The following is an 18,744-nucleotide window of genomic DNA, read 5'->3' as shown; positions in this document are numbered from 1 at the left end:
TGCATTTCTCGCGATATGTAATTATTTTGAATTAGATAACCTTTCGACTAACTCAACACGTCGATTCAGCTCTCGACCTAATTCGTTTTTGTTAGTGGCTGCGGGAGAATAGGGGCCAACACCTTGAGGCATTAATCTTGTTTTAGCGATACCATAGTCAGCAATTAACACTTTAATGACTGCATCAGCTCGACGTTTAGAGAAGTCTAAATTGTACTCAGCAGAGCTTTTTTTCAACAACAACCGAAAAGTGATCCACTCCTATTTTTCTGCTTGTTGCGCTAGCGCTGTTGTGTTCGCTTCACACCGGCGAGCGGGGTAAGATTGCAGATACGTTTGCTCTTCTTTTAATCTATTTGCGGGCTTTACTTGTATTATGAGTAACACCCTCGCTTTGCCTTCATTTAAACCAACTATAGTGATCAAGCTTAAAGGTTTTTACCAAACGCCTATTTATGTATACCACTGGCAACCCAAATAAACTGTGGGTTTACTAAGACGTAATGCCAGTCGCGGTTTTATAGCGTTATTTAATCACAACCAGCAACTTTTATAGTTAGTTAAATTAGTAAATAGTTTCTCAAAATGACCAAAATAGCGAGCGCAAGCTATAGTGAGTTGTTATTTTACTGGAGTAATAAATACGTAAATACAGGAGTAGTGTTTAGGGTCAGTGCTTAGTGGATGTCATATTTTTTATCCATAAGTTCATGTTCTCTGCAGACATTGGTTTGGCAATATAATAGCCTTGGCCATGGTAGCAACCCATATCTATAAGTACTTTTTCGAGCTCTTGCGACTCGATACCTTCTGCTATTAGGTTATACCCAAATGCTTTACTTAGCGCCACGATACACGTAACGATGGACTTGTCTTCATGGTCTGATAGGAGTTTTTTAACAAAGCTTTGATCTATTTTTAATGTATCTAAAGGTAATTTTTTTAAGTAACTCAAAGAAGCGTAACCTGTACCAAAATCGTCTAACGCAATACTTACACCTAAATTTCGACAGCCATTGAGCACTTCTACTGCTTGGTCAACGTTTCCAATTGTGGTGCTCTCTAAAATTTCTAATTCGAGTGTTTTTGGCTTTATACTATTAGTGCTGATGAGTAACTCTCTCAGATTTTCAACAAAGCCCTCACTAAGCAAATGAGCCGGAGATATATTTACATTCATGGTAAGATGATTTTTTGTCCAAATTTTATGTTGTTTTAGGGCCTCAGCGAGTACCCATTCACCAATCAATATACCAATGTGTGGGTGCTCTAATGCCTCTGAAAAGTGACCAGGGTAAAGTAAACCCAAAGTAGGGTGATTCCAGCGTATTAAGGCTTCAACGCCAATCAACTGATGATCCATCAAGTTTACCTTTGGTTGATAATGTAGAATAAACTCTTTACGAGCAATGCCTTTCTCAGCAGCCAATAATAAATCATGTTTTGCATGCCTTAGGCTTTCTTCTTCTGGATCAAAAAACAGAATCCGGTTTGTACCTGATCTTTTAGCTTGATACATGGTTTGATCCGCTCTGCGTAAAATGTCATCGCAGGTTAAGCTATCATCATTAGGAAGTGCAACGCCGATGCTGGCTGAAATCTGAACAGAGCACGAAAACTCTGCTAATTTTATTGGGTCGTTTACCTCAACCAGTACGTCTTGTAAAAGCGTCTCATATTTTTGTATCGTGTGCGTTGCTCCTCTTAATAAAAGGATAAACTCATCTCCGCCGATACGCGCTAGTGTGTCTTCTTTACGTAATGTGCTTTGTAGCCTTTGGGCAATGGTTTTCAACACGAAATCACCGGTTTCATGACCGTATTTATCATTAATGGGTTTAAAGTTATCTAAATCTAAATAGGCAACGGCGAGCTTTTGCTGAGATGTAATGGCCTGTTGAAGTTGATCAATTAAAATAGGGCGGCTTGCTAAGCCTGTTAGGCTATCGTAGTGTGCCATGTGATGAAGTTTTTTTTCTAAGCTTGCGCGTTGAATGGAGCTAGATATAGAGTGAATCAACTGAGCGCTTTTTAATTGATTTTTAAGTAAATAATCGCTTGCTCCAAGCCGCATAGCTTCTGCTGCTATTTTTTCATCTCCTAAGCCCGTGATCATAATCACAGCACAATGGTTATTAATAGACTTTCTAATATTATCCAGTAGAGTAAGCCCCGAGCCGATACCTAATCGGTAATCAACTATGACACAATCAAATTCCCTATTTTCAAGGTAAGACATTGAACTTTCTATAGAAGATGCTTCTGAAATTTTCGCCTGTATATTAGAGCGAGATATCATACGACGTATTTGTTCCCTATCAACCGCATCGTCATCAACAATGAGTAGGTTAATATTGTCGCATGTTTCAAAATGATCTATTGAAGTTACCATATCCATCTCTAGCTAAGTAGACTTATTCAAGCTCAACGGCATGTATATAAGCGTCCATAAGTGTTGCTAATTTAGCAAATTGCGGGCCAATTGCATGCTTAACCATATAACCTGCTACGTTGTTATGATACGCACGAGTACGATCGTTATCCTCATTGGAGGTTGTTAGTATAAAGACAACGGTATCGTTTAATTTTTTGTCATTACGAATGTGCTCTAAAAATTCAAACCCATTCATCACTGGCATATTCAAGTCAAGCAATACTAAGTAAGGCTCTGATATTTCTTTTTGTTGTGCTTTTTCTAGTAACGCATCTAGCGCAAGTTTTCCGTTTTGTTTCCAAATTATTTTAATTTTAGGATCCACTTTTTTTAGGCTTCTTGTGACAGCTTCTGCGGCAACATCGTCGTCCTCAACAAGCAGTATAGATAGATTTTTGATCATAAATTCTCTTTCCTTGCAAAGCGCGGCCACCAAACATGGAATGTGGACCCTTTTTGCGGTTCATTTGAGCTAACTGAAATGCGCCCTCCATGAGCTTGTGCAAGACGCCGACTAATAGACAGCCCAATACCTGAACTCAATTTATTGTCAGAGGTTGTTTGAAACAAACTAAAAATACGTTCGTAAGCCTCTGGTGGTATACCGGGCCCATCATCAGTAACAGTGATATGGCAAAGCGTATTTTCTGCTACACAACTAATTTCTATAGTTCCTTCTTCACAGTTGTGATGTTTGATGGCATTGCTTAATAAGTTGCGAACAACGGTTTCTAGCGGAGTCCATGCAGTGACGATGGTATCTAATTGAATGTCTTTATGTAGCTTCATTCCAGCAGGTAAATTTAACAACTCAGTAACGTTAGAAATTAATTTATGCATATCGATTACTTGAGTATCTGGGGCTGCTTTACCAGCTCTTGCATAGGCCAATAAATTATCAATTAACGTCTCCATTTTTTGAATACGCTCATTAATACGCGTTAAGTTGTATTCTACTTCAGCCGTGGTAGTGCCTAAATCTTCTTTGATCCATTCAATTAAGTTTGAAATGCCTCGTAATGGAGAGCGTAAATCATGAGATGCCACATAGGTGAACTCCTTCAGACTTGTATTATTTTCCTTTAGCTCTGTTTCCATTCGTTTTCGTTCTGTTATATCTAACAGCGACACAAATACCATATCTTCATCATTGGTGTTTATAAAAGGGCTCAAGCCCACTTCAACGGGGAATTCTTTACCGTCTTTGTGTAAGGCGGTTAAATCTCTGCCTACTCCCATACTTCTTACACTGGGCTCAAGATGAAATGAATGACGAAGTGCCGAGTGATGACCTTGGTAGCGCTGGGGCAGAAGCATTTCCATTTTTTTATCGAGTAGTTCTACTTCACTGTAGCCAAAAGATTTACATAACGATTGATTCACCGCTTGTATAATACCAGCTTGGTCAACTACTAATACACCATGTGGTGCAGCCTGAATAGAGCGTTGAAACATATTGTTAGCGCGTAGCCTTTGCGATATATCAACCAGTGTGGCTAAAACTAACTCTTGTTGTCCGTGTATTGGGTTTAAACCTATTTCAATTGGGATTTGCTTACCATTTTTTTGACTCGCAAATAACTCACGGCCTTCACCCATTAAGCGTTTTCGAGGGTTAACAAAAAACTGACTCATCAAGTGCGTATGGTTCGCTTTAAATTGCGCTGGAAGTAAACTATCTATGTTCATCCCTATCAGTTCTGAATCCTCATAGCCTAGTATTTCAGATAGTTGGTTATTAGCAAAAAGGATCTGGGCATCAGTATTGACTACCATTGCCCCCATGGGTAAACAATTAACTAGTTGAGTTAAAAATGCTTCATCCATATTTACATTTGAACTTGGTGAATTAGATTTTTTATTTACTTTTTTAAGGTCCATCAAGTATCCCGCAAGTAAATTTGGTTCCCATAATATAGTAATAGTCGAACAATTAACGAACGGCAAATCTAGCGAAAGATCATGTTATTTAAATGCTTATTCTAATGATTTATTCCTATGTTCTAGCGGATCATTATGGGTGCTCTATTTAAGTTTTATATAAATAATAACTTCAGTTGCTTTTTGAAGTCGCGGGTTCAACAAACATTTTCATAAGGCAAGCTCACGCAACAATTGACTCAAATAAGCGACAGGCATTGTGGGTGGGAAGCTAATTTTCACGCTGCCGATAGTAAGCATGATCGGCAGTTGCTGTTCAGTGGGGGCGACGTGTTTAGTGACTTTTGCACGAACAAAACTACCGAATGAAGCATTAAGCTTACTTCGTGCTGCATAAAAGCTTGTTTTAGATAAGGCATGTTGCTGGCAAAACTCAGTAATAGTTAAATCGCTGGCTTGTTGTTCTTCGATAATGTTACGCCACTGCTCAAGGCTACGTGTTTTTCTCATGGCTATCTCCTAATTGAAATTCAGAAATAGCTTAATCGGTTTGACGAATTACTGGCAGGTGCACTTTGCTAGACGCTTACTGAATATTTAAATATTCAGTCAAAAGTGAAGTTATCAAGCGATGAAATTAAGGAGAGGCAGAAAAAAGCAGCTACAGACACTGCGATTAAAAAGCGAAGTAATTCGCAGCAGCTTGTTAAAAAAGCTATTAAAAAAATAACCAAAGAAACGGGCAACAAACCAACTCAAAAAGAGGTTGCTGAAAGAGCTAAGCTTAGCTTAAGGACTATAAAGAGGTATTGGTAGTAGGGCAACACTCAAGAATTAAAACTTTAGACAAAAGGATTTAGCTGTATTCTTATAAGAAGAGTACTTTGAGAAAACATTGTTGTAACGATTAATACCTAATTTTAGATTTATCCCACTTTTCCAGAATGTTTTTCTGAAACCACAAAGGCTTCAACTTATTATATTTATCAACTTTTATTTTTAGTAGAGCATTTTCCGATTTTTCAGCAAATAATTCTTGTTCATATGAATTATCGAAATAATAGACTCTTTCACAAAGCATAGTCATTTCGTAAAGATTTTCTAAGCTTCGTTTATATCTACCAATAACTTTTTCATCTGGTACGCCATGTCCGCCAGAACCAACTCGCTCTTTGACACGAGCAATATTTACTTCAGGGTCGTTTATACACACGTAATATAGGTATGTTTTATAGCCTTTAGCTTTAGCTCTTTTAATATATTCAAGGTGTGATTCATGACTCATTACGGATTCGTAAGTTAGAGAAAGGCCTAAATCTAAATATCTTTCCCGAAGACCTGTACAAATTTTTTGAGACATTTTTGCAGTGTTTTTGGGATCTATTAAACTCCCATTCACTGAGTAATCTTTTAGTGTCAGGGCAACATCATCAGGATTAATATACTGTCCAAAGTGAACATCATTATGCTCTTGAAGTGTAGTAAATAGAGTTGTTTTTCCTGAGCCATTTGGTCCAGCAATTAACCTTATTCTGGGCATTAATTAGTTACACCTAGAGGCTTGAATTTATCAACAGAATTAACTCCTTTCAAGACTTTTTCGCTACCATCTGGGGTTACTTCAACGATATAGCCGTCCTTAATTACAGTTACTGTTAAGCCCTCTCTATGTACTCGACGCTTGGCTTTTCGAGCACCTGATATAGCATAGCTCGCTAAAGTGTTAAAATTTTCAAGTGCATTTTTACCTGCACTATATTTAGCTTTTGTACTATCTTGAGTCATATTAAAAACACCTACTTAATAACTGATAACTAAGCATACCACTCATTTATTACTACAACAAAATAATAGTTACTAAGCTCTTACATGTGTTGTTAGTTTGCTATAGGTAATTGAGTAAATCTTTCGCATCTAATTTAGGGAATTAAGGGGAAGATAGAGTTTCTCGAAGGTGCCATTAGCTGTCTTCCTATATACCCCCCCTTTATACCTTAAAATTATAAAATAATTTAAGGCAAGTATCGTGCGATAAATGTGCGACATATATTTAAAAATACTAATTTAATTGTGCGATAAAGAAGAGAGTTTAATTTATAACGAGTTGAAATAAAGAGGAATTAATTGGTCGGTATGGAGAGATTCGAACTCTCGACCCCTGCCACCCCATGACAGTGCGCTACCAAGCTGCGCTACATACCGACGTTGCAAGCAATAGTACGTATATTTTTTCAAAAATCAATAAGCTTTTGTTTGTTTGAACATTTATTGCACGTACTGAGTGAAATAAATCATTTTATGAGGATGTTTAGTTATTTATCCACTCATTGATCGATTTATACATCACATCTCGTAGTATAGGTTGAGCAGTTTTGTTAGGGTGTATGTTGTCGTTTTGCATTAGGCTTTTATCTGATGCGATATCAAGCACAAAAAACGGCATTAAATGGCTGTTTGTGGCACCGGCAATTTCTGCAAAACTAGCGGTAAATAACCCGGTATAACGTGGCCCATAGTTAGGCGGGATGTGTACTTCCATAATCGCTACTTTGGCATCAGCTTGTTTGCTCTTGCTCACTAAACTGGCTAGGTTTTCTTTTAGGCGTTTAATTGGAAAGCCACGCAGGCCGTCGTTACCACCAAGCTCTATAAGTACATGGCTCGGTTGAAACTCATTAAGTAGGGCGTCTAAACGACGCAGTGCGCCACCGGTGGTTTCGCCACTGATACTGGCATTGATAAGTTGGATTGGTGCTTGCTCGTTGTCGTACTTATCTTGTAACAGTTTAACCCAGCCTTGCTCTTGTTTTAAGCCGTAGGCGGCGCTTAAACTATCACCTAAAATTAAAATTGTGTTGTCAGCTGCCGCACCAAGTGGTTTGATTACTAATAGTAAAACGAAAATAAAACGTAGGATTGAATACATCATATGTCAGCGCTATCTCAATTAAATATCATTCAGGTTAAAGGTCTTTCTAAAACGGTTACTACCCTTGAAGGGGATTTGCCCATCCTCAGCGACATCACCTTTAATGTCAAGTCTGGGGACTCAGTTGCTGTGGTTGGCACCTCAGGTTCAGGTAAATCAACTTTATTAAGTTTACTGGCAGGGCTTGACCAATCGACTCAGGGATCAATTTATTTAGAGGGTGAGCCACTGCATGAACTTGATGAAGAAGCGCGTGCGGCATTAAGAGCTGAAAAAGTCGGTTTTGTATTTCAATCATTTATGTTGGTACAGAGTTTAACAGCACTTGAAAATGTGATGCTACCGGCAGAGCTTGCTGGTGAGTCTAACGCCAAACAGCAGGCACTTGAGTTACTTGAAAAGGTGGGGTTGAGCCATCGTATTGAGCATTACCCGTCTCAGCTTTCTGGCGGTGAACAACAGCGTGTAGCGATTGCCCGCGCATTTATTGGCACACCGAAAATTTTATTTGCTGATGAACCATCCGCTAATCTCGATAGCAAAAATGGTAAATTAATTGAGTCACTGTTATTCGATTTGAATAAGTTACACGGCACCACATTAGTGCTAGTGACGCATGACGAAGCATTAGCTGCGAAATGTCAGCACGTTTTGCAAATTGAAGCGGGGCAATTAGTTAAAAATACCAATGAGGCTGTGGCGAATGTGGGCTAAATTAGCACTAAAATTATTTAGCCGTGAGTTTCGCCGTGGTGAACTTACGGTGATCTGTGCGGCAATATCGCTTGCGGTATTAACCGTCTTAACACTTTCCATGGTAACTGACCGAATAGGGCAAAGCATAGCGCAAAAAAGCAGTGCCTTTATTGCCGCTGATCGCGTGCTGGCAAGCAACCATGAATTACCAGAAAAGTATTTAACTAAAGCAAGCGAGTACAACTTACAAACTGCACAGCTCACTTATTTTGATACTATGTTATTTGCTAATGACGAAATGCAATTAAGCTCAGTAAAGGCGGTGTCGCAGCATTACCCACTTAAGGGCGAATTAAAAGTTAAAAGCAGCTTAACCGGTGAGGTTGAAGTGGCCACGCAAGGCCCAACAGTTGGTAATGTGTGGTTTAGTGAATCGGTATTTTATGCACTAAATGTAAAAGTAGGTGATACGGTTGAGCTTGGCGCTGCGCAATTTAATATTGAAAAAGTATTAGTGGAAGAGCCAGATGCGCCATTTAATATTTTTTCGAGCAGTCGTCGTGTGTTGTTAAATAACCAAGATGTAGAAAAAACTGAAGTGATCCAGCCGGGCAGCCGCGTTTTTTACCGCCAGTTGTATGCCGGTGATGAAAGTGAGATCAGCGATTTTTATGATTGGTTAAAACCACAAATGAAAGAAAATCAGCAATGGTATGGGGTTAAAGACCGACAATCGCCGATTGCTAATAGTTTAAACCGTGCCGAAAGCTTTTTATTACTGGCTGGTTTATTAGGTATTATTTTAGCGGCAGTGGCGATTGCAGTGTCTGCTAAACGCTATTGTGAACGCCAATATGACCCAGTTGCGATGATGAAAACGTTAGGCGGCAGCCGCGCAATGATCCGCAAAATCTACTTACTGCATTTATCTTTAGTATGTGGTCTATCAGTGATCCTTGGCTTAGCCATTGGTTATGGCCTACAAGAAATTGCCATTAATTATTTAGCCAAATCAATGAATAACACCTTGCCAGCGGCGGGTTTGAAACCTTGGTTGGTAGCTATAAGCACTGGGGTGATTTGTGCGGTGATGTTTTCAATCAAACCGTTATTAGATTTATTCGATATTCCACCACTTAGAGTATTACGCCGTAACTTGGGCGATAAGTTGTTAGTGAGTAAAGCACATTTAGGCATGTCGGTGGTGACGGTATTTTTACTCATGTGGTTATTTAGTAATAACTTAAAAATCACCGCTATCTTATTTGTTTCAACGCTGGTTTTAATTGCCATACTATTTTTGCTATCGCGACTCATCTTTGGTGGTGGGCGCAAGTTAGGACTGCGCCCTGGCAATAGTTGGTCGCTTGCGATTGCCTCTATTCAAAAACGGGCCAACGCCAATGCGGTGCAGTTGATCAGCTTTTCACTTGCTATAAAGCTGCTGTTATTTTTAGTAGTACTTAAAAACGATATGATCGCTGATTGGCAATCGCAATTACCCAGTGATGCGCCAAATGCTTTTTTAGTAAATATAACCGAAACTGAATTGCCAGACGTAACAAGCTTTTTAGAGCAAAAAAATATTCAAGTATCCGAGTTTTACCCGACTATTCGTGGTCGCGTCAACGCTGTTAACGGTGAACTAGTTGCTCGAGAAGTCTCATTGCAAGACAACGAGAAGAAAGACGAAGAAGCACGCGCAGGTGTTGGCCGTGAGCTAAATCTTACATGGTTAGAGCAAGTCCCTGTGCAAAATGAGATCATTGATGGTAAGTGGTTTGGCGACAATACGACCGCTGAGGCGTCAGTTGAAGAGTCAATGCTCGAGCGCTTGGATGTGAAACTGGGTGATACGCTGACCTTTTTAATTGGCGCGCAGTCGTTTGATGCTAAAATTACCAGCGTGCGTAAAGTGAATTGGGCAACCTTAAAACCTAATTTCTTTATTATTTTAAGCCCTGATGTTTTAGCTGACTTTCCGGCGACCTATATTTCATCGGTACGAATTAATGACGATCAAAAACGCGATTTTAGCCAGTTATTACGCAGTTACCCAACCATCAATGCCATCGATGTTGAGAGCTTTGTAAAACAAATACGCTCTACTATTGAACAAGTGTCTTTAGCAATTGGCTTTGTACTGGCCATTGTAGTGCTATGTGGTGGTTTAGTATTGATTTCCCAAGTACAAGCAAGCTTGGGTGAGCGGATGCAAGAAATTGTGATACTGCGTACTTTAGGTGCAAAAGCGCGGTTAATAAAAAATGCGACCTTGTACGAGTTTTTATTACTTGGTGGCGTAGCCGGTTTTGTCGCTGCGCTGATCAGTGATATTGCGTTATTAATAGTACAACGAGAGATGTTCGATTTAGCCGGTAAGCTGCACCCGCATATTTGGCTGATTGGGCCAGTAGTGGGAGGCGTGTTTGTGGCATCACTTGGCTATTTTATGATAGCTAGAACCATGCGTAAAAATACCCAAGGGTTATTGCGCTCTTTAGCTTAAAATAGTAGCAATTAAACAAGCCCGTTTTTACGGGCTTTTTTATGTCAATAATGCACTGGTAATTTATACAGTGCTCTGGCATTATTAGCGTACTTAACTATTTACACTGATTGGGCAAGTATTGGCTATTATTTTAGGGATTGATCCTGGCTCACGATTAACGGGTTATGGGGTGATTGCCCATCAAGGGGCTAAATTTACCTATTTAGGCAGTGGCTGTATTAAATTGGCTGATCATGATTTTCCTATTCGTTTAAAAATGATTTACCAAGGGATCAGCCAACTGATTGAGCAGTTTTCACCCGATCACTTTGCCATTGAAAAAGTGTTTATGGCGCACAATCCTGATTCAGCTCTTAAACTAGGCCAAGCGCGAGGTGCTGCAATTGTTGGTGCTGCTATGGCTGATGTTCAGGTGTTTGAATACTCAGCGCGGCAAATAAAACAAGCTGTAGTTGGCAACGGTGGTGCAGACAAAACGCAAGTACAGCATATGGTTAAAAATATTTTAAAATTACCAGGCACACCGCAGGCGGACGCCGCCGATGCATTAGCCATTGCGATATGCCATGCTCATTCCGATCAAAATTTAATAAAACTAGCGGGCAGTGCCAGTAAAACCGTTAGAGGACGATTAAGGAAATAACATGATAGGTCGCTTAAATGGCATCTTAGTAGAAAAACAACCACCAGAAATTTTGCTTGAAGTAAGCGGGGTTGGCTATGAAGTAAATATGCCAATGACCTGCTTTTATGATTTACCAAACATTGGCGAAAATGCCATTGTGTATACTCATTTTGTAGTAAGAGAAGACGCCCAGTTATTATTTGGCTTTAATAATAAAATAGAGCGAGCATTATTTAGAGAGCTATTAAAAGCCAATGGCGTTGGGCCAAAGCTCGGATTAGCAATACTTTCAGGGATGTCGGCTAAGCAATTTGTTAGCTGTGTGAATAACGAAGATGCCACCAGTTTAGTGAAACTGCCAGGTGTAGGTAAAAAAACCGCAGAGCGCCTGGTACTTGAAATGAAAGACCGTTTAAAAGATTGGGGTAATGACTTATTCACGCCATTTAGTGATAATGCAGTTATAGAGCCCGCCTCTGACGCACTTATTGCTAATAATGCGGCAGATGATGCAATCTCTGCGTTAGTGTCATTAGGTTATAAATTGGCGCAAGCACAAAAAACAGTAAAATCAGTGGCCAAGCCTAGTATGTCTACAGAGGTTCTGATCAAAGAATCTCTAAAATCAATGTTGTGAGTAAACCATGATTGAAGCGGATCGTTTAATAGATGCGACTGAACAAAGTAATGAAGATGTAGTCGATCGCGCGATTAGACCAAAATTATTAGCCGATTATACTGGTCAGCCCCATGTTAAACAGCAAATGGAAATATTTATAGAAGCTGCACGGAGTCGGGGTGAAGCGCTTGATCATTTATTAATATTTGGCCCGCCGGGTTTGGGTAAAACCACACTAGCAAACATTGTTGCCAATGAGCTGAATGTCAGTATTAAAACAACTTCGGGCCCAGTGCTTGAAAAAGCCGGTGATTTAGCCGCACTACTGACCAACCTTGAAGAAGGCGATGTACTTTTTATTGATGAAATACATAGGCTAAGCCCACAAGTTGAAGAAATACTCTATCCGGCAATGGAAGATTATCAACTCGATTTAATGATTGGGGAAGGGCCCGCAGCTCGTTCCATTAAGCTCGATTTACCCGCTTTTACTTTAATTGGGGCAACCACTCGCGCAGGCTCGTTAACCTCACCGCTTAGAGACCGTTTTGGTATTGTACAGCGTTTAGAGTTTTATTCGGTGGCAGATTTATCGACTATAGTGGGGCGCTCTGCTCATTATTTAAATTTAGCCATGTGTGATGAAGGTGCCATCGAAATTGCTAAACGCTCTCGTGGTACGCCACGTATAGCAAACCGTCTATTGCGGCGAGTGCGTGATTACACCCAAGTAAAATCAGACGGTACTGTAAATGCCGAAGTGGCAGAGCTGGCACTTAACATGATTGATGTAGATAAAAGCGGTTTTGATTATATGGACCGTAAATATTTACTCGCGATCATTGAAAAATTTATGGGGGGGCCGGTGGGATTAGAGAACTTAGCCGCCGCTATCGGTGAAGAAAAAGAAACCATTGAAGATGTGATCGAACCTTATCTAATCCAGCAAGGATTTATCCAACGTACGCCAAGAGGGCGTATTGTGTCTGATAACGCCTATCATCACTTTGGCTTATTACCAAAACAAGAATAAAGTACATTTTTTATTGTAGCTGTACGTGTGAGTATGGCTACAAACCCACCTCACATACCACACTGTTTTTTTGTCGTGTCTTTCGCTGTGTTTAAGTTAATCGCGTGATTAGCATATTACACAAAGTTTAGATTCTTTAGTTATTTGGGCTAATGCAATTCACATGCTGTTAAGTTTGTAAACGATATTGTATGCGCCATAGCGAGGTATGCTGTGCGTGATTTACAGGCAAAAAAAAGCCCGCATAAAATGCGGGCAAACAACAAGTTGAAGGAAGTAATCTAAGTAACACTGCTTAAATTCATCAAGTTTTATCAAGAAGACTTTAAGCATAGCAATACGAAAAATCAGAATCATATTGCAAAGAACTGGGCTGAATGAAGTATTCATTGCTGCACTAGCTCGGTATGGGAGAATAATACGCAATAGTTGGTTTTTGTTCAAACTAGAAAAATTTAATTTTCAGATAAAAAAAACTAATAGCAAGGTTTTTGTGAGCGCTTTATTTTTGTTCATAAAGTTCACGGTCGTATATTAATCTATTGAATTTATAATGTTTTATTTGTTTTAGTGATTTTTTTATAGATTAGTTAAACTGTTGCAATGACTATGCTTATAGTCAATTATGCTTGTTTATTCATTAAGAGTGAATAAACAGGGTGTTTTACACGGTTTTTGTTTATAAATAAGCATCACAATATGTGTTTAACTTGATAGCGCAGCCTTAAATAGTTGTGTTGATATTGCCGAACATGGCAATAAAAATGGTGTCAGCCTGCTCTTCAACGTTTTTTGTTGCTAATTCACAGCAATAGCGTTGTCAGTACTGAGCTGAATAGATACACTAGTTGCAACTTTTGGCCATTTTTTCGGTCATATACCTAGCGTATAATGAAATGTTATTTATACAAGAAATCTTATTAGGAGTTTAATGTGGGTTCAGGGCTTAATTTTTTAGATTTAATTCTAGAAGCAAGTTTTCTTGTGCAGTTAGTTATGCTGGCATTAGTAGCTATGTCAGTGATGTCGTGGGCAATTATTTTTCAGCGTAAAAAAGCAATTTCAGATGCATTATCCAATACTAAGCGTTTTGAGCAAAAATTTTGGTCAGGCGTTGATTTAAGTAAACTCTATAATGAGATCTCATCGCGTAGCGTTAGCCCAACCGGCGTTGAAGCATTATTTATAGCAGGCTTTAAAGAGTTTGCTCGCCATAAGAAAAACTCTTTTCAAAGTGCTAGCATTGTAATGGAGGGGACGCATCGTTCAATGCGAGTTGCGCTATCGCGTGAAATCGAAAAATTAGAATCAAGTTTATCGTTTTTAGCAACAGTGGGGTCTATCAGTCCTTACATTGGTTTGTTTGGTACTGTATGGGGCATTATGAATGCTTTTATCGCGTTAGGCGAAGTTAAGCAAGCAACCTTACAAATGGTTGCCCCAGGTATAGCCGAAGCACTTATTGCAACAGCGATGGGTTTATTTGCAGCAATCCCAGCCGTAATTGCCTATAACCGTTTTGCTAATAAAGTTGAAAAGCTGGAATCTAACTACATTAACTTTATGGAAGAGTTTGCCAATATTTTACACCGTCAAGCAGCTACCCAAATAGAGGCAAAAGCGAATGTATCAGCGTAAGAAACGCCGTCCTGTTGCAGAGATAAACGTAGTTCCTTACATCGATGTTATGCTGGTGCTACTGATTATTTTTATGGCTACTGCGCCTTTGATCACTCATGGCGTTAAAGTTGATTTGCCAAAAATGGAAGAATCAGATTTAGTTGATACTAAAGATACGCCACCGATCATTGCTTCAATTGATGCACAAGGTAAGTACTATGTCAGTATCGGTACTGATCCAGAAGAACCGATGGAAGCATTAGATGTTGCCGCTGTTATCAAGTTGCAACTGATGAAAAATCCAGAAACCCCAGTAATGATCAAAGGCTCAGGTAAAGTATCGTACCAAGAAGTATTGTTACTGATGGACTTTTTGAAAAATGCCGGTGTGCCTTCTGTTGGGTTAATGACCGAATCATTCGAAGGAAGTAAAGGTTAATATGCGTGCTTCAATAATAAAATCAGTGTTGTTGCACCTTGCGATTATAGGCGTGTTGGTTGGTACGGCGAGTTTTCATACTTCACCGCCTACAGTAATGGAAGTTACCTTGAATAAGGCTATGCCTGATGCTGAAAATGCTGTTTCAGCGGTGACTGTTGACCAAAAAATGGTTGAACAAAAAATTGCTGAGTTGAAACGCAAAGAAGATGATAAAAAACGTGCTGAAGACAAACGCATTCGTGATTTAGAGCGCCGAGCATCTGATGCACGTAAACAGCGCGAATCTGAAGATCGTCGGATCAAAAAACTAGAGCAAGAGCGTCGCGCGAAAGAGAAAGAAACTGCACATGCTCAAGCTCAGGCTAAAAAAGCACGTGCAATTGAACAAAAAGAACGTGAAAAAGCACTGCAGGCTGAAAAGCAAAAAGAACAAGCTGAACTTGCTGCTAAAGCTGCGGCTGAAAAACGTAAAGCGGAAGAAGAGGCCTTAAAGAAAGCTGAAGACGATCGCAAACGTGAAGAGTTAGCCGCTAAAAAACGTGCAGAAGCCGCTGAAGAGGCACGTCAAAAAGCGTTACAAGAGCAAATGCTGCAAGAGCAACTGGCTACAGAGCAAGCTGCACGTAATAAAATACGTCAGCAACAGGTAGGCACAGAGGTTGATAAATATAAAGCATTAATTATGGCACGCATTCAGCAAAATTTATTAATTGATGAAAAAATGAAAAATCAACAATGCCGAGTGAATATTCGCTTAGGTTTCAATGGCTTAGTAACGCAAGTTAAATCTTTAGGCGGAGATAAGTTAGTATGTGAAGCGGCGCTTAGAGCGGTTCGTATGGCTGATACGTTGCCGGTCTCTAAAGATAAAGATGTTTTTGAGCAATTAAAAAATATTAACTTAACAATTAAGCCACAATTTTAAAGGAATGGTATGTTCAACAAGTTGAAAACAGTTTGTTTAATTTTCGTTTTAGGCTTTGCCAGTGTTGCCAACGCGGCACTTGAAATAGTCATAACCGAAGGCATTGATGGCGCGCGACCAATTGCGATCGTGCCATTTAAATATAAAGGTGTGGGGCCAATCCCACAAAAGCTCAGTGATGTGATTGCTGCAGATTTAATGCGTAGTGGTAAATTCAAACCGATTGATGTTAATGCCATGCCCCAGTTACCCAGCAAAGATGCTGACGTCGATTACGCCGCATGGGTTAATAAAGGCGTTGAAGCTATTTTAGTTGGTGAGGTTGAACAGCAAACTGATGGCCGTTACTTAGTACGCTATGAGCTGGTTGATGTTATTCGCGGCCAAATCACTGGCGGTGAAACGCAAATGATGAGCAACGGTAAACTCATTAAAAACCAAGATCATATTCAAGAAGCACGCGAAAGTGTGATCAGTGATACAGGTTTTAGACGTTATGCACACCGCATCAGTGATGTTATTTATGAGAGACTCACCGGTGAGCGCGGCGCATTTTTAACTAAAATTGCTTATGTGATTGTACGTAATGATGAACCAAAGCCTTACCAGTTAGTAGTTGCTGATTATGATGGTTTTAATGAGCAGGTTTTATTACGCTCGCAAGAGCCACTTATGTCTCCGGCGTGGTCACCAGATGGTACTAAATTAGCGTATGTGACGTTTGAAAATCGTCAAAGCCAAATTTATATGCAAGATTTATACACTGGTAAGCGTGAAATAATTACTAGTCACCAAGGTATTAATGGCGCACCACAGTTTTCACCGGACGGTAAAAAACTACTATTGGTGCTATCAAAAGACAGAAACGGCGCTACAGAAGTATATATGTTAGATCTAGCTACACGCAAAGAAACGCGCCTTACCCGTCACCGTAGTATAGATACTGAACCGTCTTGGCATCCGAATGGTCAAGATATCGTGTTTACCTCTGAAAGGGGTGGTAATGCTCAGATTTATAAGTTAAATTTACAGACCGGTAGGTCACAACGCATGACCTTTGATGGTGATATGAACCTGGCTGGTTCGATTACCCCTGACGGCAAAGAATTAGTGATGGTTAACCGTACCAACGGGCAGTACCATCTTGCTAAGAAAGAGCTGGCTACAGGCGCATTTCAAGTATTAACAAGAACGCGCCTAGATGAATCACCGAGCGTAGCACCAAATGGTTCGATGATCATCTATAGCACGCTACATAATAATAAGCAGGTACTAGCGCTAGTATCAATGGACGGTCGCTTTAAAGCACGGTTACCTGTGCTAAATGGACAAGTAAAGGCACCCGCTTGGTCGCCTTATTTACAGTAATTTTTGCTGGTTTACTCAATATAGGAATCTACTCAATGCAACTTAATAAAATACTTAAAGGCCTGCTAATTGCTGTGCCAGTTATGACACTAGCAGCTTGTAGCTCATCTTCGGATATCGATGAAGGTGCAGCAAATCAATCAAATCAATCAAATCAAGCGACTGTTGAGCAAACAACAGATAATGATGCAGTTGAAGTTGCTACATTAACACCAGAGCAGCAAGCACAAGAAGAACTTACTAAAAAATACGAAGCATTACGTCAAGAGCAAGTTATATACTTTGGTTTTGATACTGCGAGTATTCAAGGGCAGTACGGCGAATTACTTCGTGCACATGCTGAATTTTTAGTTAAAAACCCATCAGTTAAAGTATTAATTGAAGGTCATGCCGATGAGCGTGGTACACCTGAGTACAATATTGCACTAGGTGAGCACCGTGGCCAAGCAGTTGAAAAATACCTACAAAGCTTAGGTGTTTCTGCAAGCCAAATGTCAGTAGTGAGCTATGGCGAAGAAAAGCCAATGGTTAAATCACGCACTGAATCTGCTTTCGCTAAAAACCGCCGTGCGGTACTAGTTTACTAAGATTAGAGACATTATGAAGCCGAAAATTATTTTGGCAGCCATGATATTGAGCGGGAGCACCCATGTTTGGGCTGCTCCCGCTCCTGTTTCAGAAGCTGCGAGTTCACAATCGAGTATAGAAAAACGCCTTGCTGCCCTTGAAAGTATGATGCAGTCGAGAAATTTATTACAAGTTGAGTTACAGCAACAGTTAAATAGGTTGCAAGATGAAGTGAGCCAAGTTCGCGGGATCACTGAAGAGCAGACCTATAAGCTTGAAAAAGTACTGCAACGTCAACGTGAGCTGTATCAAGAAATTGAAAATCGCGTTAGTCAAGCTTACTCGCAACCTAGTGCTGAGCAACACGCAGAGCCTGTTGCATCGCAAGCTATTAGTTCTGATCTGTCTGAGAATGAGGCATATGAGCGTGCAGTGGCATTAATCATGAAGGACAAGCGCTATGATCAGGCAATTCCAGAGTTTCAAACGTTTTTAACAACGTATCCAAATTCTGTGTATGCATCTAACGCTCATTATTGGTTAGGGCAATTACTAACAATTAAAAATGATCCAATAAAAGCATCGGAACATTTTAAAGTGGTGGTAAATGAATTTCCAAATTCAAATAAGCGGCCAGATGCAATGTTAAAGCTTGGTACTTTATTACAAGAGCAAGGTTTAGCTGAACAAGCGTCAAAAACCTTTAATGATTTACTTAATCAATACCCAAGTACAACTGCTGCAAAATTGGCCGCTGATCGCCTTTCAAAAATGTAGAATCAGCTTGATTAGACTGCTTTTTGTCATAAGCGGTCTAAAATTGGTCAACTAGACATAAAAACTTAAAAAAAGAGACATTTTCTGTTGCACTCATTTTTTAAATAAGTATTATAAGCGCCCGCAGCAAACGAATGGTTCAACCACTCAAATTGCGACAAAAAGAGCGGGTCATTAGCTCAGTTGGTAGAGCAGTGGACTTTTAATCCATTGGTCGATGGTTCAAGTCCATCATGACCCACCATTCTTTATTTGGCTTTATGCTAACAATAGAATGGTCTTTTATCGGCGGGTTTACGTAAGTACTTAGGTGCAT

At 39.8% G+C, this 18,744-nt stretch carries 20 protein-coding genes and 2 tRNA genes; 13 read left to right on the top strand and 9 right to left on the bottom strand.

What is annotated here, in order from left to right:
* Nucleotides 1–21: 21 nt before the first annotated feature.
* The 5 genes from J7338_RS10360 to tnpA all read right to left on the bottom strand — a co-directional run bounded on the left by J7338_RS10360 (nt 22) and on the right by tnpA (nt 4,825).
* Nucleotides 22–237, bottom strand: coding sequence for an OmpA family protein (locus J7338_RS10360; protein ID WP_228732963.1), 216 nt, complete (start codon nt 235–237; stop codon nt 22–24).
* 433 nt (nt 238–670) lie between these two features.
* Nucleotides 671–2,392: a two-component system response regulator gene (locus J7338_RS10355; RefSeq protein WP_228732962.1), complete on the bottom strand. Its 1,722-nt coding sequence runs from the start codon at nt 2,390–2,392 to the stop codon at nt 671–673.
* A 22-nt stretch (nt 2,393–2,414) separates the two neighbouring features.
* Nucleotides 2,415–2,837 (bottom strand): response regulator, encoded by a 423-nt coding sequence (locus J7338_RS10350; protein WP_210796988.1) that lies wholly within the window; start codon nt 2,835–2,837, stop codon nt 2,415–2,417.
* Nucleotides 2,834–4,315, bottom strand: coding sequence for a PAS domain-containing sensor histidine kinase (locus J7338_RS10345; RefSeq protein WP_210796987.1), 1,482 nt, complete (start codon nt 4,313–4,315; stop codon nt 2,834–2,836). The genes J7338_RS10350 and J7338_RS10345 overlap by 4 nt, the downstream gene beginning before the upstream one ends.
* A gap of 210 nt (nt 4,316–4,525) precedes the next feature.
* Nucleotides 4,526–4,825 carry an IS66 family insertion sequence element accessory protein TnpA gene (tnpA, locus tag J7338_RS10340; RefSeq protein WP_210796986.1) on the bottom strand — a complete coding sequence of 100 codons (300 nt, stop codon included), beginning with the start codon at nt 4,823–4,825 and terminating at the stop codon, nt 4,526–4,528.
* 105 nt (nt 4,826–4,930) lie between these two features.
* On the opposite strand from tnpA, the gene J7338_RS10335 reads away from it, so the two are divergent.
* The gene (locus J7338_RS10335) at nt 4,931–5,131 is read left to right on the top strand and encodes a hypothetical protein (protein WP_210796985.1); all 201 of its coding nucleotides are present in this window, start codon (nt 4,931–4,933) and stop codon (nt 5,129–5,131) included.
* A 91-nt stretch (nt 5,132–5,222) separates the two neighbouring features.
* Here the strand turns inward: J7338_RS10335 and J7338_RS10330 are convergent, their stop codons facing one another.
* The 4 genes from J7338_RS10330 to J7338_RS10315 all read right to left on the bottom strand — a co-directional run bounded on the left by J7338_RS10330 (nt 5,223) and on the right by J7338_RS10315 (nt 7,244).
* Nucleotides 5,223–5,855 (bottom strand): ATPase, encoded by a 633-nt coding sequence (locus tag J7338_RS10330; RefSeq protein ID WP_210796984.1) that lies wholly within the window; start codon nt 5,853–5,855, stop codon nt 5,223–5,225.
* Nucleotides 5,855–6,100 (bottom strand): hypothetical protein, encoded by a 246-nt coding sequence (locus tag J7338_RS10325; RefSeq protein ID WP_210796983.1) that lies wholly within the window; start codon nt 6,098–6,100, stop codon nt 5,855–5,857. The genes J7338_RS10330 and J7338_RS10325 overlap by 1 nt, the downstream gene beginning before the upstream one ends.
* Nucleotides 6,101–6,440: 340 nt before the next feature.
* Nucleotides 6,441–6,517, bottom strand: a tRNA-Pro gene (locus tag J7338_RS10320).
* Nucleotides 6,518–6,623: 106 nt separating this feature from the next.
* Nucleotides 6,624–7,244, bottom strand: coding sequence for an arylesterase (locus tag J7338_RS10315; protein ID WP_210796982.1), 621 nt, complete (start codon nt 7,242–7,244; stop codon nt 6,624–6,626).
* Between J7338_RS10315 and J7338_RS10310 the strand changes: the two genes are divergently transcribed.
* The 12 genes from J7338_RS10310 (at nt 7,245) to J7338_RS10255 (ending at nt 18,672) form a co-directional block, all read left to right on the top strand.
* Nucleotides 7,245–7,958 (top strand): ABC transporter ATP-binding protein, encoded by a 714-nt coding sequence (locus J7338_RS10310; RefSeq protein WP_210796981.1) that lies wholly within the window; start codon nt 7,245–7,247, stop codon nt 7,956–7,958.
* A complete protein-coding gene (locus tag J7338_RS10305) occupies nt 7,948–10,449 on the top strand; it encodes an ABC transporter permease (RefSeq protein ID WP_210796980.1) in 2,502 nt (833 codons plus the stop codon). The genes J7338_RS10310 and J7338_RS10305 overlap by 11 nt, the downstream gene beginning before the upstream one ends.
* A gap of 121 nt (nt 10,450–10,570) precedes the next feature.
* Entirely contained in the window at nt 10,571–11,095 is a 525-nt protein-coding gene (gene ruvC, locus J7338_RS10300) for a crossover junction endodeoxyribonuclease RuvC (protein ID WP_210796979.1), read from the top strand.
* A gap of 1 nt (nt 11,096) precedes the next feature.
* Nucleotides 11,097–11,714 (top strand): Holliday junction branch migration protein RuvA, encoded by a 618-nt coding sequence (gene ruvA / locus J7338_RS10295; protein WP_210796978.1) that lies wholly within the window; start codon nt 11,097–11,099, stop codon nt 11,712–11,714.
* Between the two features lie 7 nt (nt 11,715–11,721).
* Nucleotides 11,722–12,729 carry a Holliday junction branch migration DNA helicase RuvB gene (gene ruvB, locus J7338_RS10290; RefSeq protein ID WP_210796977.1) on the top strand — a complete coding sequence of 336 codons (1,008 nt, stop codon included), beginning with the start codon at nt 11,722–11,724 and terminating at the stop codon, nt 12,727–12,729.
* A gap of 933 nt (nt 12,730–13,662) precedes the next feature.
* A complete protein-coding gene (tolQ, locus tag J7338_RS10285; protein ID WP_210796976.1) occupies nt 13,663–14,367 on the top strand; it encodes a protein TolQ in 705 nt (234 codons plus the stop codon).
* The gene (gene tolR, locus J7338_RS10280; RefSeq protein ID WP_064666942.1) at nt 14,354–14,788 is read left to right on the top strand and encodes a protein TolR; all 435 of its coding nucleotides are present in this window, start codon (nt 14,354–14,356) and stop codon (nt 14,786–14,788) included. The genes tolQ and tolR overlap by 14 nt, the downstream gene beginning before the upstream one ends.
* 1 nt (nt 14,789) lies before the next feature.
* Nucleotides 14,790–15,716: a cell envelope integrity protein TolA gene (gene tolA, locus J7338_RS10275; RefSeq protein WP_210796975.1), complete on the top strand. Its 927-nt coding sequence runs from the start codon at nt 14,790–14,792 to the stop codon at nt 15,714–15,716.
* Nucleotides 15,717–15,725: 9 nt separating this feature from the next.
* Nucleotides 15,726–17,084: a Tol-Pal system beta propeller repeat protein TolB gene (gene tolB / locus J7338_RS10270; RefSeq protein WP_210796974.1), complete on the top strand. Its 1,359-nt coding sequence runs from the start codon at nt 15,726–15,728 to the stop codon at nt 17,082–17,084.
* A 35-nt stretch (nt 17,085–17,119) separates the two neighbouring features.
* Nucleotides 17,120–17,671 (top strand): peptidoglycan-associated lipoprotein Pal, encoded by a 552-nt coding sequence (pal, locus tag J7338_RS10265; RefSeq protein WP_210796973.1) that lies wholly within the window; start codon nt 17,120–17,122, stop codon nt 17,669–17,671.
* A gap of 13 nt (nt 17,672–17,684) precedes the next feature.
* Entirely contained in the window at nt 17,685–18,428 is a 744-nt protein-coding gene (gene ybgF / locus J7338_RS10260; protein ID WP_210796972.1) for a tol-pal system protein YbgF, read from the top strand.
* Between the two features lie 168 nt (nt 18,429–18,596).
* Nucleotides 18,597–18,672 (top strand) — tRNA-Lys (locus J7338_RS10255).
* Nucleotides 18,673–18,744: the final 72 nt, after the last annotated feature.

The sequence above is a fragment of the Pseudoalteromonas ostreae genome (genome assembly GCF_018069805.1).
In the GTDB taxonomy this organism is placed as follows: Bacteria; Pseudomonadota; Gammaproteobacteria; order Enterobacterales; family Alteromonadaceae; genus Pseudoalteromonas; species Pseudoalteromonas ostreae.
Note: the sequence above shows the minus strand (reverse complement) of the source record. Positions and strands in the feature narration are given on the sequence as shown.

Excerpts from the sequence above, each read along its gene's own strand:
- J7338_RS10355 (WP_228732962.1), bottom strand. The coding sequence starts at position 2,392 with ATGGTAACTTCAATAGATCATTTTGAAACATGCGACAATATTAACCTA.
- J7338_RS10350 (WP_210796988.1), bottom strand. The coding sequence starts at position 2,837 with ATGATCAAAAATCTATCTATACTGCTTGTTGAGGACGACGATGTTGCC.
- J7338_RS10345 (WP_210796987.1), bottom strand. The coding sequence starts at position 4,315 with ATGGACCTTAAAAAAGTAAATAAAAAATCTAATTCACCAAGTTCAAAT.
- tnpA (WP_210796986.1), bottom strand. The coding sequence starts at position 4,825 with ATGAGAAAAACACGTAGCCTTGAGCAGTGGCGTAACATTATCGAAGAA.
- J7338_RS10330 (WP_210796984.1), bottom strand. The coding sequence starts at position 5,855 with ATGCCCAGAATAAGGTTAATTGCTGGACCAAATGGCTCAGGAAAAACA.
- J7338_RS10325 (WP_210796983.1), bottom strand. The coding sequence starts at position 6,100 with ATGACTCAAGATAGTACAAAAGCTAAATATAGTGCAGGTAAAAATGCA.
- J7338_RS10315 (WP_210796982.1), bottom strand. The coding sequence starts at position 7,244 with ATGATGTATTCAATCCTACGTTTTATTTTCGTTTTACTATTAGTAATC.
- J7338_RS10310 (WP_210796981.1), top strand. The coding sequence starts at position 7,245 with ATGTCAGCGCTATCTCAATTAAATATCATTCAGGTTAAAGGTCTTTCT.
- J7338_RS10305 (WP_210796980.1), top strand. The coding sequence starts at position 7,948 with ATGTGGGCTAAATTAGCACTAAAATTATTTAGCCGTGAGTTTCGCCGT.
- ruvA (WP_210796978.1), top strand. The coding sequence starts at position 11,097 with ATGATAGGTCGCTTAAATGGCATCTTAGTAGAAAAACAACCACCAGAA.
- ruvB (WP_210796977.1), top strand. The coding sequence starts at position 11,722 with ATGATTGAAGCGGATCGTTTAATAGATGCGACTGAACAAAGTAATGAA.
- tolR (WP_064666942.1), top strand. The coding sequence starts at position 14,354 with ATGTATCAGCGTAAGAAACGCCGTCCTGTTGCAGAGATAAACGTAGTT.
- tolA (WP_210796975.1), top strand. The coding sequence starts at position 14,790 with ATGCGTGCTTCAATAATAAAATCAGTGTTGTTGCACCTTGCGATTATA.
- tolB (WP_210796974.1), top strand. The coding sequence starts at position 15,726 with ATGTTCAACAAGTTGAAAACAGTTTGTTTAATTTTCGTTTTAGGCTTT.
- pal (WP_210796973.1), top strand. The coding sequence starts at position 17,120 with ATGCAACTTAATAAAATACTTAAAGGCCTGCTAATTGCTGTGCCAGTT.
- ybgF (WP_210796972.1), top strand. The coding sequence starts at position 17,685 with ATGAAGCCGAAAATTATTTTGGCAGCCATGATATTGAGCGGGAGCACC.